This window comes from Pseudomonas sp. EL_65y_Pfl1_R83 (assembly GCF_963970695.1).
In the GTDB taxonomy this organism is placed as follows: Bacteria; Pseudomonadota; Gammaproteobacteria; order Pseudomonadales; family Pseudomonadaceae; genus Aquipseudomonas; species Aquipseudomonas tritici.
In genome coordinates this window covers 1-575 of the sequence record NZ_CAXAQI010000170.1, presented here as the reverse complement: position 1 = coordinate 575, position 575 = coordinate 1, and the positions used below count along the sequence as shown (strand labels likewise).

2 protein-coding genes are annotated in these 575 nt (G+C 66.4%); both read left to right on the top strand.

Annotated features, from left to right (window positions below; genetic code table 11):
* Nucleotides 1-316 (top strand): DUF7940 domain-containing protein (locus AACY08_RS28240; protein WP_339472391.1); only part of this gene is annotated, 316 nt, incomplete at its 5' end.
* Nucleotides 306-536, top strand: coding sequence for a hypothetical protein (locus AACY08_RS30720; RefSeq protein WP_445262052.1), 231 nt, complete (start codon nt 306-308; stop codon nt 534-536). The genes AACY08_RS28240 and AACY08_RS30720, both read left to right, overlap by 11 nt.
* The last annotated feature ends 39 nt before the right edge of the window (nt 537-575 follow it).

The following is a 575-nucleotide window of genomic DNA, read 5'->3' as shown; positions in this document are numbered from 1 at the left end:
CCCACACACTATCCCGTACCCGAAAGGAAATCCGATGACGCTGCTCGCAAAGTGGCGCGCCTGGTTGTGCGCGCGTCTCATCGATGACTGGCACCGCGCCTATACCTTCTCCTCGATCCGGCTCGCCGCGATCGGCGCGCTGATCGAGACGTTCGTGCAGGCCTTTCCCGGCACTGCGTCGGAAGTCTGGAATGCGATGCCGCAGGATCTGCGCGCGCTGCTCCCGTCGTGGCTGACCGGATCGTTCCCGATCCTGCTGCTGGTCGCGATCGCCGTCGCGCGCATCACCCGCAAGGTGCCGACCGATGGCCAGTGAACCGCGCAAGCTGACCCCGGCCAGCAAGGTCGGTGTCGGCGCTGGAATCGGTGCGCTGATCGCCCCGAGCGACATCAGCAGCTTGTTGACGAGGCCGTTGTTGCCGCCGAACAGAAGCGCCCAGCCGAGCGTGCGCGCCACCACCGAGATCAGAAGCGGGCCGAGAATCACGAGCAGGAAGACGCTCTTCCAGCGCCCGCTCATGCGGTTGAGGATGTAGGCCTCGGGCGCGCCCAGCACCGCCGTGAGCAGTGTGGTC